At 69.3% G+C, this 13,244-nt stretch carries 14 protein-coding genes; 4 read left to right on the top strand and 10 right to left on the bottom strand.

The annotated features are described in order from the left end of the window. Position 1 precedes the first annotated feature (1 nt). Together EAT49_RS06120 and EAT49_RS06125 are read right to left on the bottom strand one after the other, a co-directional pair. Positions 2-1,192: an aminotransferase class I/II-fold pyridoxal phosphate-dependent enzyme gene (locus tag EAT49_RS06120; protein WP_123641425.1), complete on the bottom strand. Its 1,191-nt coding sequence runs from the start codon at positions 1,190-1,192 to the stop codon at positions 2-4. Positions 1,193-1,310: 118 nt separating this feature from the next. Further along, complete coding sequence (locus EAT49_RS06125) at positions 1,311-2,636, bottom strand: amidase (RefSeq protein WP_123641426.1); 1,326 nt, start codon at positions 2,634-2,636, stop codon at positions 1,311-1,313. 81 nt (positions 2,637-2,717) lie between these two features. Between EAT49_RS06125 and EAT49_RS06130 the strand changes: the two genes are divergently transcribed. After that, complete coding sequence (locus tag EAT49_RS06130) at positions 2,718-3,926, top strand: FAD-dependent oxidoreductase (RefSeq protein ID WP_123641427.1); 1,209 nt, start codon at positions 2,718-2,720, stop codon at positions 3,924-3,926. A 125-nt stretch (positions 3,927-4,051) separates the two neighbouring features. Here EAT49_RS06130 and EAT49_RS21510 read toward each other — a convergent pair whose 3' ends face one another. The 3 genes from EAT49_RS21510 to trxA all read right to left on the bottom strand — a co-directional run bounded on the left by EAT49_RS21510 (position 4,052) and on the right by trxA (position 5,874). Next, positions 4,052-4,204, bottom strand: coding sequence for a Trm112 family protein (locus tag EAT49_RS21510; RefSeq protein ID WP_246003796.1), 153 nt, complete (start codon positions 4,202-4,204; stop codon positions 4,052-4,054). An 86-nt stretch (positions 4,205-4,290) separates the two neighbouring features. After that, a complete protein-coding gene (locus EAT49_RS06140; RefSeq protein WP_123641428.1) occupies positions 4,291-4,929 on the bottom strand; it encodes an LON peptidase substrate-binding domain-containing protein in 639 nt (212 codons plus the stop codon). 27 nt (positions 4,930-4,956) lie between these two features. Next, positions 4,957-5,874 (bottom strand): thioredoxin, encoded by a 918-nt coding sequence (gene trxA, locus EAT49_RS06145; protein WP_123641429.1) that lies wholly within the window; start codon positions 5,872-5,874, stop codon positions 4,957-4,959. 136 nt (positions 5,875-6,010) lie between these two features. Here trxA and EAT49_RS06150 point away from each other — a divergent pair, with 136 nt between their 5' ends. After that, on the top strand, positions 6,011-6,646 hold the full coding sequence (locus tag EAT49_RS06150; protein WP_123641430.1) for an SGNH/GDSL hydrolase family protein: 636 nt from the start codon (positions 6,011-6,013) through the stop codon (positions 6,644-6,646). Here the strand turns inward: EAT49_RS06150 and EAT49_RS06155 are convergent. From EAT49_RS06155 to EAT49_RS06175, 5 genes are read right to left on the bottom strand one after another with little or no spacing between them, the layout of a single operon-like run. Beyond that, complete coding sequence (locus tag EAT49_RS06155; protein ID WP_123641431.1) at positions 6,643-7,272, bottom strand: GNAT family N-acetyltransferase; 630 nt, start codon at positions 7,270-7,272, stop codon at positions 6,643-6,645. The genes EAT49_RS06150 and EAT49_RS06155 overlap by 4 nt on opposite strands. Further along, complete coding sequence (locus EAT49_RS06160; RefSeq protein WP_123641432.1) at positions 7,262-8,590, bottom strand: beta-N-acetylglucosaminidase domain-containing protein; 1,329 nt, start codon at positions 8,588-8,590, stop codon at positions 7,262-7,264. Before EAT49_RS06160 ends, EAT49_RS06155 begins: the two co-directional genes overlap by 11 nt. Positions 8,591-8,594: 4 nt before the next feature. Then, positions 8,595-9,431, bottom strand: a complete 837-nt coding sequence (locus EAT49_RS06165) for a carbohydrate ABC transporter permease (RefSeq protein ID WP_123641433.1) — start codon at positions 9,429-9,431, stop codon at positions 8,595-8,597. After that, on the bottom strand, positions 9,415-10,317 hold the full coding sequence (locus EAT49_RS06170) for a carbohydrate ABC transporter permease (RefSeq protein WP_123641434.1): 903 nt from the start codon (positions 10,315-10,317) through the stop codon (positions 9,415-9,417). Before EAT49_RS06170 ends, EAT49_RS06165 begins: the two co-directional genes overlap by 17 nt. 6 nt (positions 10,318-10,323) lie before the next feature. Continuing rightward, positions 10,324-11,589, bottom strand: coding sequence for an ABC transporter substrate-binding protein (locus tag EAT49_RS06175; protein WP_123641435.1), 1,266 nt, complete (start codon positions 11,587-11,589; stop codon positions 10,324-10,326). 152 nt (positions 11,590-11,741) lie between these two features. Between EAT49_RS06175 and EAT49_RS06180 the strand changes: the two genes are divergently transcribed. Together EAT49_RS06180 and EAT49_RS06185 are read left to right on the top strand one after the other, a co-directional pair. Beyond that, positions 11,742-12,470, top strand: coding sequence for a GntR family transcriptional regulator (locus tag EAT49_RS06180; protein WP_185020674.1), 729 nt, complete (start codon positions 11,742-11,744; stop codon positions 12,468-12,470). Next, the gene (locus EAT49_RS06185; protein ID WP_221181441.1) at positions 12,467-13,225 is read left to right on the top strand and encodes an SIS domain-containing protein; all 759 of its coding nucleotides are present in this window, start codon (positions 12,467-12,469) and stop codon (positions 13,223-13,225) included. The genes EAT49_RS06180 and EAT49_RS06185 overlap by 4 nt, the downstream gene beginning before the upstream one ends. The last annotated feature ends 19 nt before the right edge of the window (positions 13,226-13,244 follow it).

A 13,244-nucleotide genomic window follows, 5' to 3' on the forward strand; every position in this document is an offset into this window, starting at 1 on the left:
CTCACTCCTTCGGATCGTCGTAAAGGCAGGTGCGGATCAGCTCGAGACCGCGCGCGGTCTCCTCCGCCGGGGCGACGAGAGCGACGCGGATGTATCCCGCCCCGGGATTTCCCGCGCCGGCATCGCGTCCAAGGTAGGCGCCGGGGAGCACCTTCACGCCGGTCTCGCGCCAGAGTTTCAGCGTGGCGGCCTCGCCATCGGGGACGGGCAGCCAGAGGAAAAAGCCAGCCTCAGGCGGCTGGTAGCCCGGAACATCGCCCAGCACCTCGTCGGCTAGCGCATATTTCGCGGCGTAGAGCGCGCGGTTCTCGTGGACATGGGCCTCGTCGGCCCAGGCCGCGGTCGCCACGGCCTGCAGCGTCTCCGAAAGCGGTGCGCCGGAATAGGCGCGCAGGCGGCGCATGGCGGCGATGCTGCGCTGCCCCCCCGCCGCAAAGCCCGCGCGCAGGCCCGGCAGGTTCGAGCGCTTCGAGAGGGAGTGGAAGGCCAGGACGCATTCGGGATCGACGCCCCGGGCCTCGGCCACGGCAAGGATGCCGGGGGGCCGGGTGGAGCGGTAGATCTCGGAATAGCATTCGTCGGCGAAAACGCGGAAATCGTGCCGCTCCGCCAGATCGAGCAGCCGCGCCCAGTAGTCGGGTTCGGCGACGGCGCCTTGGGGATTGGAGGGCGAGCAGAGGTAGAAGATCGCCGTCCGGTCCAGAAGCTCCGCCGGGATCGCGTCGAGATCGGGCAGGTGGCCGGTTTCGGCGGTCGCGGGCAGGAGCACGGGCTCCGCGCCAACCGACAGCGCGGCCACGGCATAGACCTGGTAGAACGGGTTCGGCATCAGCACTGCGGGACGCGCGCCGGACTTCGTCTCGGGGCAGAGCGCCATGGCGGCGTTGTAAAGCCCCTCGCGCGTGCCGTTGAGGGCGATGATGCGGTCGGGGGAGAGCGTGACGCCGTAGCGACGGACGATCCATCCGGTGGCGGCCTCGAGATGGGCGGGCGTGCCGTCGTTGGCAGGGTAGCGGGAGAGGCCGTCGATGGTCTGCGCCACGACCTCTGCCACGAAGCGCGGCATCGGATGCTTTGGCTCGCCGATGGACATGAGGCACGGCACGCCGCCCGGCTCATGGCCGTCGAGCAGGGCCCGCAGACGCGGGAACGCATAGGGAGGAAGGTCCGCGAACCTTTCTGGAAACTGCATCGGTGCCTCGGGTCCGGGGTCATTGCGCCCCGTTATGCGTTGAATCTAGTCCGCCCCGGCATGACTTGTCCAGAAAACGCCCCGCCGGACGGCGGGGCAGCGCGCGCCGATGTGGCTTTTAAGCCAGCGCCTGTTCGGCCGCGCGTCCCAGACGCAACAGCGCGGCCTCGGTGCCCGGTCCCGCCGTGAACATCAGCCCGCATTGCGGCACGCCCGTGGGAAGGGTCAGCGCCGCGCCGCCCATCAGATTGCCCGCGCGCGTGTTGCGCAGGGCCATCAGGTTCGACGCCGTGTAGTGCTCGCTGTCCGCGAGCAGCGCCTCGGCCTTGGGCGGACGGATCGCGACGGTGGGCGAGAGCACTGCGTCGAAAGCGGCGATATGGGCGTTCCATGCCTCCCTGAGCGTGCGCAGTTCGCGCCAGAGCGAAAGGTATTCGGCCGCGAGCACGGTCTTGCCCGCCGAGACCCGCTCGAGAATCCGGGCGAACATCCGGTCGCCCCTTTCCTCCACCAGCGGGCCCCAGGCGGACCAGGCGTCGGCGCCATAGACCGGGCCCGCCATGGCGAAGGCGCGTTCGAGATCGGGCCAGTCGCCCCGCTCCACCGTGGCGCCCCGGGCCTCGAGCCGGGCGATGGCGGCCTCGAAGGCCTCGCGCGGAGCATCCTCGAGGTCGGTCATCAGGACGGTTTCGACGACGAGGAACCGCGCGCCGTCGAGGGAGACGCCGGAGAGATCCACCGAGGGCCCGCCGATGGCCGCATGGAGCAGCGCCGCGTCCTCGACGGTGCGGGCGAGGGGGCCGATCGTGTCGAAGGTCTCGGCCAGAGCCACGACGCCCCGCGTGGAGAGCGCGCCATGGGTCGTCTTGAGGCCGACAAGATCGTTCCACGCGGCGGGCACGCGGACGCTGCCACCGGTGTCCGACCCGATGGCGCCCGCGGCGAGGCCATAGGCCAGCGAGGCCGCCGCGCCCGAGGACGATCCCCCTGGGACTGCATCGGGATCGTGCAGGTTCGGCGGAGTTGCGGTGATCGGGTTCAGGCCGAGGCCAGAGAAGGCGATCTCGCTCAGGTGGGTCTTGCCGAGGCAGACCAGGCCGTTGCCGGTCGCGGTGACGAGCACCTCGGCATCGGCCTCCGGCACCCGGCCTTCGAGCAACGCGGTGCCCGCCTCTGTGGCGATGCCGGCGGTGTCCACGAGGTCCTTCCAGCTTACAGGCACGCCGTCGAGAGGCCCGCGGCGCTGGCCATGCCGCGCGCGAACGGCGGCGGCCTCGGCCTCTGTCATCGCACGGTCGGGTGTCAGGCGGGCGTAGATCCGGGCGCCGAGCGGATGCGCCTCCGCGGCCTCGAGGTGCACGCGCGCAAGCGCCACGGGGTCGATGTCACCCGCGTCGATTCCCCGGCCGAGATCGGCCGCCGAAGCCCAGAGCCAGTCTTCCATATGATGCGCCCTCCTGTCGCGGCGGACGCTAGCGGGGGTGCCGCGGATGGACAATCCCGGTCGGGCGACCATAGTCACGACATGATGCAGGATGTGGTGATCGTGGGCGGCGGGCTGAACGGCTGCGCCCTGGCCGTGGCGCTGGCGCGGATGAACCTCGCCGTGACACTTGTCGACATGGCGAGCGCCGAGGCGCGCGGCGCCCGGGGCTTCGACGGGCGCTCCTATGCGCTGGCGTTGGCGTCGCAGCGGCTGCTCCGGCGGATCGGGGTCTGGGACCGAGTGGCGGACGAGGCCCAGCCGATGCTGGAGATCAAGGTCACCGACGGCCGCGCGGGAGAGGGCCCATCGCCCTTCATGATGCAGTTCGACCATGCCGAGATCGAGGAAGGTCCCATGGGCTTCATGGTCGAGGACCGGCATCTGCGCCCTGCCCTGCTCGATGCCATGACCGAGGCGGGTGTGCGGCATGTGGCGGGGCAGCGCGTCGTGGCACAGGACACGGGCGGCGCGCGGGCGCAGGCGACACTGGACGGCGGCGAGGTGCTGGAGGCGGCGCTGCTGGTCGGCTGCGACGGGCGCGGCAGCGGCACGGCGGCCCGCGCCGGCATCGGGCGGATGGCATGGAGCTATGGCCAGACCGGCGTGGTCTGCGCCGTGGACCACGACATGGATCACGGCGGCGCCGCGCATCAGTTCTTCATGCCGGGCGGACCGCTGGCGATCCTGCCGCTCAAGGGGCGGCGGTCCTCCATCGTCTGGTCGGAGCGCACCGAGCGGGCCGAGGCGCTGCTGGCGATGGACGACGCGGCATTTCTCGACGCGCTGCGGCCCGCCTTCGGCTCGCACCTCGGAGAGATCGCGCTGGCGGGCGAGCGTTGGGGCTATCCGTTGGGCCTGTCGCTGGCGGAGAGGGTTGCGGACCGGCGGCTGGCGCTGGTGGGGGATGCGGCCCATGGCGTGCATCCCATCGCCGGACAGGGGCTGAACGCCGGGCTGAAGGATGTTGCCGCGCTCGCCGCGGTGCTGGACGAGGCGCGGCGGCGCGGAGAGGACATCGGCGGATTGGCGGTTCTCGGACGTTACCAGACCTGGCGCCGGTTCGACACGGCGACGCTGGCGATGGCGACGGATGGGTTCAATCGTCTGTTCTCGAACGACAATCCGCTTTTGCGGGGGATGCGGGACCTCGGCATAGGCGTGGTGGGGAGCCTGCCGCGCCTGCGCCGGGCCTTCATCCGCGAGGCGGCCGGTCTGACCGGGGAGTTGCCGCCGCTGATGCGGCCTTGAGGAGGCGCTGAGAGGAAGGCCTGGGGCGGGCCGGGCTCAAGCCCGGCGCACCGGGATTGTCCGGGACAGGCGCGGGATCGGCCGGACGGAGGCCGGGCTTGAGACCAGCCCGCGGCGCGGACGTCTCAGTCGAGCTGGCGGGCCTCGTCAGCGAGCATCACGGGGATGCCGCCCCGGATCGGGTAGGCGAGATGCGCGGCGCGGCTCACGAGTTCCTGACGCTCGGCATCATAGCTGAGCGGCGCATGGGTTTCGGGACAGACGAGGAATTCGAGCATCCGGCGGTCGAAGGCGGGGGTCTGCTCCTGTGCCTGCGGATCGTGGGACGGCGCGGGGTCGTGCGGCTCGGCGGAGCGTTCCATGTTCATTGCATCATCTCCTCGCCCGATCCCCCGCGAAGCGCGAACTCGATCAGGGTCACCAGCGTTTCGCGCCGGGTCGGCAGGGACGGCGCCTCGAGCAGGGCCTGCTTGTCCTCGGGCTCGAAGGGGCAGAGCATCGACAGGGAGTTGATCAGGAGTTCGTCCTCCGCCTCCTTCAGGCTGTCCCAGTCGGTCGACAGACCGCGATCCTCGAAGAAGCGGCTGAGAAGACCGAGAAACCTCTCCCGGTCGAAGCCCGGATCGCGCTCGGTCGGGCCCATGTCGCGGTCGAAGCCCTGCCAGCTTACCTCGCAGCGGCGGTACGGGGTGAACCCCTCCACCTCGCGGGTCACGCGATATCGCGAGATGCCCGACAGCGTGATCATGTAGCGCCCGTCCTCGGTCTCGGACATGGCCGTCACGCGCCCGGCGCAGCCGATGGCATGGAGCGCCGGCGCACCGTTCTGTTCGAAGGGCTGGATCATTCCGATCAGCCGGTGAGAGGTCTTCAGGCTGTCCTCGAGCATCGCGAGATACCGCGGTTCGAACAGGTGCAATGGCAACCGGGCGCGCGGGAGGAGCAGCGCGCCGGGGAGGGGAAACACCGGGATCGTTCCCGGAAGGTCGGCGGCCTGTATCATGTCTCGGAACCTAGGCCGCGTGGTGTGTCAGGCAAATATCAGCGAGCTCAGTTTGCGACGTCCGTTCAGGGCGACCGGGTCCGTCGGTTTCAGCGAGTCGAAGATCGTCAGGAGCTGCGTCTTGGCGGCGCCCTCGTTCCACTCCCGGTCGCGGCGGAAAAGCTCCAGGAGTTCGGCCACGGCGCCCTCGGTATCGCCCGAGGCGAGGAGCGCGGTCGCGAGGTCGTACCGGGCCTGGTGGTTCGCCGGATCGGCCTCCACCGCGGCGCGGAGCTCGGACACTGGACCGGCGTTCGCGGCCTGCCGCGCGAGGGCGATGGCCGCGCGGGCGGCCTCGAGTTCCGGCGTTTCGGTGATGGAGGCGGGGGCGCCGTTCAGGATCGCCTTGGCCTGATCGACCTCGCCCAGGGCCAGATAGGCGCGGATGAGGCCGGCATAGGCGGCGGCGTTCTCGCCATCCTCCTGCAGGATCGCGGCGAAGATCTCGGCGGCGCCGGCGGCATCGCCGCCGGCCAGCATCGTGTCGGCCGCCTCCACCGCCTCGGCTAGCCCGTCCCCCTCTTCGCCGCCGGCAAGAGCGGCGAGTTTCGAGACGAACTCCTCGATCTGGCTGGGTGGAAGCGCCCCCTGGAATCCGTCGACCGGCTGGCCCTGCCAGAAGGCGTAGACGGTGGGGATGGACTGCACCCGTAGCTGGCCCGCGACAGCCTGGTTGCGGTCGATATCGACCTTCACCATCCGGACCTTGCCGTTCTGCTTCTTCACCGCGGCCTCGAGCGCCGGGCCGAGCTGCTTGCAGGGACCGCACCAGGTTGCCCAGAAATCGACGATGACCGGAACCTTCTGCGACGCGTCGACCACGTCGGTCATGAACGACTGGTCGGTGCCGTCCTTGATCAGGTCACTGTCGGAAGTCGCCTGGGTCTGTCCGCCGAGTTCGAGCATCACGTCCTCGCTGTTGTCCGGGGGTCTGGGATCACGCCCTATATGGGCGCGGGGGCGGGCGGTGAAAAGAGCGAATGCTTGCGCGCACCGACCCCTGAGGCATTGTCGCGGCAGCAACAGGGAGGAGGACCCCGAGATGCCCGTGCTACTGGCCTTCGGCGACAGCAACACCCACGGAACCCTGCCGATGAGCGGACGCGGTGACCTCGGCCGGCTTGGCCCGGCCGACCGCTGGCCGGGCGTCTGCGCCGCTGCCCTGGGGCCGGACTGGACGGTGATCGAGGAGGGTCTTCCGGGGCGCACCTCGCAGTTCGAAGATCCCGTGATGGGCGTGCACATGAACGGGCGGACGGGGCTGCGCATCGCGCTCGACTGTCATCGCCCCCTCGATGTGCTGGTGATCATGCTGGGCACGAACGATCTGAAGTCGCGCTTTCAGCCCGGCGTCGGGCGGATCGCGGCGGGGCTTGCGGGACTTCTCGACATGGCGCTGTCGGACGAGACGCAGGAGAAGCATGACGGATTGCGCGTGCTGCTCGTGTGCCCGCCGCCGGTGCGGGAGGTCGGCGCGCTGCGGGGGGAGTTCCTCGGCGCCGAGGAGGCGGCGCAGGGTCTGGCGGAGCAGCTGGACCGGCTGGCCAGCGGCCGCGGCTGCGGCTTCCTCGACGCGGGAGGGGTGATCGAGGTGTCGGAGGTGGACGGCATCCATTTCGGCGCGGAGGCCCACGGCAGGCTGGGGCGGGCGATCGCGGAGGCGGTGCAGCGTCTTTAGCGGGGAAGGTCCCGCACGAGGACGACCGTGTCGGGCTGGCCCACGTCTGCTGTCTCGAAACCGAGGCGGGCATAGAAGGCAAGAGCGCCCGCGTTGCGAGGACTGACCTCGAGATAGAGACCCGGCGCCCCGGCCTCCGCGAGGCCCGCCATCAGCACCTCCATCGCCCGGCGGCCCCAGCCCTGACCCCGCGCCCGAGGCAGAAGGTCGATATGGCCATGGGCCGGGTAGCGCGCGGGATCGACGGGCGGCAGGGGCGGCGGCGCGTGGATGTGGCGCCGGGCCCAGTCGCTGCCGCGCCAGCGGGCGGGGTCCGGCCCGGGGTCCGTGACGCGGGCGCGCAACCGGGGGAACCAGTCCTCCGTCAGCCAGCGGTGCATGGCGGCGGAATCCTCGGTGCCCAGCACATAGCCGCAGATGCCCGCATCGTCCTCCAGCACCCGCGCGTGCACGGGTGCGAAGACCTGGTAGGGCACGGCGAAGATGAGGCCCAGGAGGGTCTCGTCATCCTCGCGGCCCCGGGCGTCCTGGCCGTCCGCCCCGGTCCGGAGGCAGACCTCGGAGAGCCCGGCGTGATCCTCTGCGGTGGCGTGGCGGAGGCGGATCGCGCCGGTGTCAGCGGACATGACGCATGGACCCGTCCGGATCGCGCATGAGCAGGCGCTGGATCGCCGCACCATAGCCCCTGCGGTAGAAGTTGTGCACCTTGTCACGGGCGGGGAACGCCGCGTCCGGGGGCGGATCGCCGTCCAGCCAGTCGAGGTAGGTCAGCAGGTGCTCGGTCTCTTCCCGGGCCTCCCAGAGATAGCCACGGAAGGTGTGGAAGAGATCGCGGTTCTCGATCTCGGTCATGGCGGTGAAAAGCAGGTCGACACGCTGCTTGAAGGCCCGCACCTCCGCGAGGCCCTCGCGCCAGTCGGGCGATGCGGTGTCGGGGCGTTGCCGGGCGAGCATGCTCTCCGCCCGCGCCAGGATGGCGCCGGACACGGGGCCGAGAGCGAAGGGCTGCCATGTCAGGTCGATGAGCAGCGCGATCTGATCGGCGGTCAGGGTCCTGCCCCCCGAGAAGGCCAGCCGGAAGCGCGGCTGCCAGGCGGCGATGGCGGCGTCGAGGTCGGGGGCGCCGTGGCGAAGGTACTGGCCGGTCGTGAGGATCGGGACGTAATTCGCCTCGGCCTCGTTGTTGGGGTTGGTGATCCAGCCGGAGACGAGATCGCGGCACCCCGGGGCGCGGCCCGCCAGCGGCCCGGTCATGACCCGGCGGATGTCGTAATCGTTGGCGTGGAAATTGTCCCAGATCATCGGCTTGCGGCGCAGGACGCGGGCGACGGCGCGCAGGTGATCCGCCTCGATGGTCTCCGACACGATGTCCGGTCCGGTCCAGAACACCTCGATGCCCGGGGCGAGCGCCGCACCGAGGCGCTGCAGGTAAGGGCTGGTTTCGGGATCGCCGCCGGCCATGCGGCCGCAGTATTCGGTGGGACAGAAGATCAGCCTGCCGGTGATGTGACCTGCCACCTCGTTCGCCACGTCCGCCTGGGCGGAGGCGAAATCGGCGAAACGGACGCGGTCGGACTCCGGCAGGACAGAGGGAATGTCGTCGTAAAGGAGGACGATATCGGAGACGCCGATCCCCGCGAGCTGGTCCAGTCTCGCCTTCAGCGCGGCCCGGTCCGCGGGATCGGAATAGGTGATGTCGAGGGCGGGCGCGATGGCGGCGAGGAAGGCCAGGCCACGGGTCTCGGCCTCCGCCTTCAGGTCCGCGATGGCGGCGAGGGTGGCGGCGTCGTAGAGGCTGCGCCAGCGGGCGCGGACGTGGATGTCGTCCTTGGGGCCGTAGATGTAGGCGCCCATGCCCGCCCCGGCGGTCCAGTCGATGACCATCAGACGCTCGTCCCGGCGCCAGGCGCGGCCGTAGAACCCCTCGATGACCCCGGTCAGCATCGCGTCAGTCCATCGCCGTGGCGGAAAGCCCCGCGATCACATGGCGTTGCAACAGGAAGTAGAGCGCCAGGATCGGAAGGGTGGTGATCGTGAGCGCGGCGAAGACCATGGAGTAATCCGTGCTGTAGCGCCCGAAGAAGCGGATCAGGCCCACGGGCAGGGTCTGCTTCTCCTCCTCCACGATGAAGAGGAGGGCGAACATCAGCTCGTTCCAGATGTTGATCGTGTTGACGATGGCCATGGTCAGCATCGAGGGCCAGACCATGGGCAGCGAGATGTCGCGGAAGATCTGCCAGGTGTTGGCGCCTTCGAGCATGGCGGCCTCCTCCATGTCGGTGCGGACCTGCTGGAAATAGCCGTACATGATGAACACGGTGAGCGAGAGCGACCAGGCCGCGCCCGGCAGGATCAGCGCCCAGCGGGTGTTCAGCAGGTCGAGATCCCGAAGGATGCTGAAGAGCGGAATTGCCACCACGGGCGGCGGCAGCAGGAGGCCGATCAGCATCAGCCGGTGCAGCGTGCGGCGGAACGGAAATTCCAGCCGGGAGAAGGCGAAGGCCGCGGCGGTGGCGAAGAAGACGGAGATGGTGACGGCCGAGGCCGTGACGATGATCGAGTTGAGATAGAGACTGCCGAGTCGGCCCTCCGTCCAGGCCTCGGCGAAGTTGCCCCAGAGCCATTGGTCGGGCAGGCCGAAGGGATCGCGGAAGATCTCGCGGTTCGTCTTGAAGGCCGAGAGCACCATCCAGACCGTGGGATAGAACATCGCCGCGACGATGAGGCCGCCCACGGCGAACTGGACCCATTCCCCCGGGCTGCGCCGGTCAGTAACGGACGGCATCGACGCGCTCCGACATCCGCAGGTAGATCAATGAGACCACCATGACCACGACGGCGAGGATCACGGTCAGCGCCGTGGCATAGCCAAGCTGGTTGTTGTCGAAACCCTGCTTGATGATCCAGGTCGCGGGGACCTCGGTCGCATTGAACGGACCGCCGTTAGTCATGGCGAAGAAGAGGTCGAAGCCGGCAAAACCGCCTGTGACCGCCAGCAGGACGCAGGTGAGCGTCTGTCGCCGCAGCATCGGCAGGGTTATGGTAAAGAACTGGCGAACCGGGCCCGCCCCGTCCAGCGTCGCCGCCTCGTAGACCGAGCGGGGGATGCGACGCAGGGCGGCGAAGAAGATGATCATGTAGAACCCGGCAAAGCGCCAGCCCGACACCAGAACGATGGCCCCCAGCGCCGTGCCCGGCTGCGACAGCCAGGGCTGCGCCCAGTCGTCGAGACCGAAGCCGCGCAGGACCGAGTTGATCAGGCCCGAGCGATAATCGAGCACGAAGGTCCAAAGAAGCCCCGCCGCAGTCATCGACAGGACCATGGGAGAAAAGAAGAACCCCCGCATAAGGCCGAACCCGCGTCGCTGCGAGTTGAGCAGCACCGCCATCAACAGGCCGAAGCCGACCTCGAGCACCAGCGTGCCGAGAATGTAGATCGTGACGTGCAGGTAGGCGCGCAAGTGCACCGGGTCCGCTGCGGCCCGGCGGAAGTTGGACAGGCCGATCCATTCGGGCTGCGTGAAGCCGTTCCACGAGGTGAAGGCGTAGTAGAGCGAGGTCGCCAGCGGCAGGAGGACGAACATGCCGAAGAGCAGAAGGGCCGGCGCCGCGAACAGGAGGTTCACGGCGCCGGTCGCGATGGGCGCAGGCCGGGAGGTGCGCGCGCCCACGTCCGGTCAGTTCAGCGCGGCGACGGTCGTGTCGAGCCAGTCGAGCGCGTCTTCGGGGGACCGCTCGCCGCTCGCGACGAAGGCGGCGGCCTGGTACCAGGCCTCGGCGACCGCCAGCGGATAGGTGGTGTCGGGCGGCGGCACCATCGCGTCGGCATTGCCCAGCATCTCGGCCATGCTCTCCATCTGTGGATCCATTTCCGCCATGTCGGTCACGCCCTCGACGGGGCTCAGAGAGCCGCCCTCCGCCCAGAGCACCTGGCTTTCGGGGGTGGTAAGGAAATCGAGGAAGGTGATCGCGGCCTCGCGGTTCGGCGCCTGGGCATGAACGACGAGTCCGGTGGTGACGCCGATGACGCTTTGAGGCGCCTCGGCGTCAGGGTCGATGACGGGGGTGTCGAACTGGCTGTAGCGGAAATCGTCGTCGGCCAGGTCCGCAGCGAGACCGACGAGCCAGGATCCGATGGGATGCATCACTGCCGCGCCCTGGAAGAAGGTCGCCATGCCCGGGTCGGCGCCAAGGCCCTGCATGTCACGGTTGAAGGCGCCGATCTCGTGCAGCTCCTCCAGAAGCTCCAGCGGCCGCAGGAAACCGGCCTCGGCGAATGTCATCTCCTGGCGCAGGGCGGCATCGAACTGGTCGGCCGGAACCACTCGCGCGGCGATGTGGGAGGCCCAGTTGCCAAGCGGCCAGAACTCGTTGTTGCCCGTGACGATCGGCGTCTCGCCGTTCTCGGCGAGGGTGGTGATGACGGCCTTGAACTCCTCCCAGGTCTCGGGCGGGGTGAGGCCGTACTCCTCGAAGATGTCGACGTTGTACCAGATCGTGTTGGTCACATCGAGCGAGAGCGGCACCATGTGGATGGCCCCGTTCACGGTGGTGCCCGCCCCGTCGGTGAAGGCGCTCTCGATGAACCGGTCGGACCAGCCCGCGCCCATCTCGGCGCTGATGTCGGCCGCGAAGCCCGCCTCCACGTCGCGCGACAGGGGAAAGCCCGCCCACTGGAAGTAGATGTCGGGGACCTCGTTGCTCTGCAGCTGCGTGATCAGGCCGGTGTCCTGGTAGATGTCGTCGTCGAACACGATCTGGTTGATCGTGATGCCGGGGTTCGCGGCCTCGAAATTGGCGATGATCTCGTCGAGGGCCGCGCGGTTGCTGCCGCCGGTCATCGCATGGGTGAAGCGCACCTCGGTCTGCGCGGCCGCGATCGTGGCGAACCCGGCTGTCGCAAGGACTGCCAGGACGCTCGTTGTCGTCATGTGGAGTCGCATGTGGGGTCTCCCTGTTGGTGTTCCGTCACTGGCGTGTAATTGGTCTGGTCTTTTTGGCCTGTGCGGGTCATATTGACAGGGAAGGCTTGCTCATGACAAGCGCTAAACATACCACTGGTACAATGGCCCCGACGAAAGGTGAGTCCCACGCAATGCTGGATGTCGTCAGCAATCGGCTGATCGCGCGCCAAGGCCCCCTGAGGGAGCGGCTGCGGCTGGCGATCACCTCGGCCATCGAGGATGGCACGCTGCCGGCGAACGAGCCGCTGCCGTCGGAGCGGGATCTGGCCACGCGGCTGGGCGTCTCCCGTTCCACCGTGCGGGCCTGCATAAAGGACCTGGCGGAAAGCGGCCTCGTGCGGACGCGCCACGGGGCCGGGACCATGGTGACCGGCCCGATCCCGAAGGCGCTGACCCGGTTGTCGGGCTTCACCGAGGATGCCCGGGCGCGGGGACTCGTTCCTTCGACCGATGTGCTCGAGCGGCGGATCGGGCCGATCCAGCCTGACCTCGCGATGCGGTGCGGTCTGCCGCTGGGCACGGCCATGCTGTCGCTGGTCCGGCTGCGGCGCGCGGACGGGGAACCGCTTTCGTTCGAGAAGGTGGTTGTGCCCGTCGATGTGGTCGGCAGGGACTACGACGGAAGGGGATCGCTCTATGAACGGCTGGAGGCGGTGGGGGCGCGCCCGCGGCGCATCCTTCAGACGCTGGAAGCCGTCGCCGCGGAGCGCGAGATCGCGAGGCATCTGGGAATCGCCACGGGCTCGCCGGTTCTGCACATCTCCCAGGTCGGATACGACTCAAGGGGCCGCGCGGTCGAGGAATCCACCGGCTGGTACCGGGGCGACCGCTATCGCTATGTGGGCGAGGTCGCGGGATGACCGGCCGCAGCGGCGGCCTGAGGGGATCCTACCGGGACATGCTGGTTGCGCTGATGGACCGGGTTCTGGAAAGCCAGGCTCCGGCGCTGGACGCGGCCCGCGACGCGGTGGCCGACGCGCTGATGGCGGACCGGCTGGTGCATGTTGCGGGCAGCGGGCATTCGCATCTTCTGGCCGAGGAAGTGTTCTACCGCGCGGGCGGACTCGCCGCGGCACAGGCCATCCTCGACGAGGACCTGATGCTGCATCGGGGCGCGGAACGTTCCACCCGCATCGAACGCGAGGAGGGACGCGCCGAAGGGCTGGCCGACCGGTTCGGAATCTCCACGGGGGACGTGGTCATCGTGGCCTCCAACTCGGGCCGGAACGCCTTTCCGGTGGAGATGGCGCTGGTGGCCCGGAACCGGGGCGCGCGGGTGATCGCGCTGACCTCGTTGGCACATTCCCGGCGCTTCCCGTCGCGTCACGCTTCGGGACACCGATTGTTCGAGGTGGCAGACATCGTCATCGACAATTGCGGCGTGCCCGGCGACGCGGGACTCGCGGTCCCCGGCGTTGCCTCGCCCATGGGACCGACGTCGACCATAGTCGGGGTATTCATCCTCAACGCCCTGATGGCGGAGGGCGCGGAGACGGTCGCGGCAAGGGGCGGGCGGGTGGACGTCTACCGCAGCGCCAACAGCGATCCGTCGGCCGGGGGCGAGGCGGCCGAAAAGATGATCGAGCGCTGGCGCGCGCGGATCGCGGGCCTCTGAGCCGGTGGAGGATCGCGCG

The sequence above is a fragment of the Histidinibacterium lentulum genome, assembly GCF_003789055.1.
Lineage (GTDB): Bacteria > Pseudomonadota > Alphaproteobacteria > Rhodobacterales > Rhodobacteraceae > Oceanicola > Oceanicola lentulus.

Coding starts and splice junctions, on each gene's coding strand:
- EAT49_RS06120 (WP_123641425.1), bottom strand. CDS start 1,192: ATGCAGTTTCCAGAAAGGTTCGCGGACCTTCCTCCCTATGCGTTCCCG.
- EAT49_RS06125 (WP_123641426.1), bottom strand. CDS start 2,636: ATGGAAGACTGGCTCTGGGCTTCGGCGGCCGATCTCGGCCGGGGAATC.
- EAT49_RS06130 (WP_123641427.1), top strand. CDS start 2,718: ATGATGCAGGATGTGGTGATCGTGGGCGGCGGGCTGAACGGCTGCGCC.
- EAT49_RS21510 (WP_246003796.1), bottom strand. CDS start 4,204: ATGCTCGAATTCCTCGTCTGTCCCGAAACCCATGCGCCGCTCAGCTAT.
- EAT49_RS06140 (WP_123641428.1), bottom strand. CDS start 4,929: ATGATACAGGCCGCCGACCTTCCGGGAACGATCCCGGTGTTTCCCCTC.
- trxA (WP_123641429.1), bottom strand. CDS start 5,874: ATGCTCGAACTCGGCGGACAGACCCAGGCGACTTCCGACAGTGACCTG.
- EAT49_RS06150 (WP_123641430.1), top strand. CDS start 6,011: ATGCCCGTGCTACTGGCCTTCGGCGACAGCAACACCCACGGAACCCTG.
- EAT49_RS06155 (WP_123641431.1), bottom strand. CDS start 7,272: ATGTCCGCTGACACCGGCGCGATCCGCCTCCGCCACGCCACCGCAGAG.
- EAT49_RS06160 (WP_123641432.1), bottom strand. CDS start 8,590: ATGCTGACCGGGGTCATCGAGGGGTTCTACGGCCGCGCCTGGCGCCGG.
- EAT49_RS06165 (WP_123641433.1), bottom strand. CDS start 9,431: ATGCCGTCCGTTACTGACCGGCGCAGCCCGGGGGAATGGGTCCAGTTC.
- EAT49_RS06175 (WP_123641435.1), bottom strand. CDS start 11,589: ATGCGACTCCACATGACGACAACGAGCGTCCTGGCAGTCCTTGCGACA.
- EAT49_RS06180 (WP_185020674.1), top strand. CDS start 11,742: ATGCTGGATGTCGTCAGCAATCGGCTGATCGCGCGCCAAGGCCCCCTG.
- EAT49_RS06185 (WP_221181441.1), top strand. CDS start 12,467: ATGACCGGCCGCAGCGGCGGCCTGAGGGGATCCTACCGGGACATGCTG.